The sequence below is a fragment of the Halalkalibacter oceani genome (assembly GCF_023715705.1).
GTDB lineage: Bacteria > Bacillota > Bacilli > Bacillales > Bacillaceae_D > Halalkalibacter > Halalkalibacter oceani_A.
Map to the genome: position 1 here is coordinate 1 of NZ_JAMBOS010000091.1, position 408 is coordinate 408.

At 34.8% G+C, this 408-nt stretch carries 1 protein-coding gene; it reads left to right on the forward strand.

Annotated features, from left to right (window positions below):
• Positions 1 to 205: 205 nt before the first annotated feature.
• The coding region (locus M3212_RS21790; RefSeq protein ID WP_251195992.1) for a hypothetical protein at positions 206 to 408 on the forward strand (203 nt) is incomplete at its 3' end.

A 408-nucleotide genomic window follows, 5' to 3' on the forward strand; every position in this document is an offset into this window, starting at 1 on the left:
GTATTTACACACATACAAAACAAAGAAGGTTCAAGAAGGCACCAAATGAATATTTAAACAATCTTGAAACCAAATGGTTAAGGCACAACTAAACCATTGTGTTAGTTGTGCCGTCTAAGAAAAAAAATAAAATGCACCTTAGCAAAAAATGGTAAAATGGAAGTGAACAATCAACCAAAAATACCAATTTGCGAGGTGCATTTTCATGGATATGCAGCTAGAACTGCTTCCTTATCATTACTATAACACACTCGGTTTCGATGTGGAATTGATAGATTATATTGGATTGTGTCAACCTTTTGTGGGAGGAATATTTTCCATTCTCATAGGTGTAAGCGAATTCAGAATGTTAGGGTTCTCCTCTGTTAAGAATCTTAGGGCTTTTAAAAGCCTTTCAAGTCTTTCAGT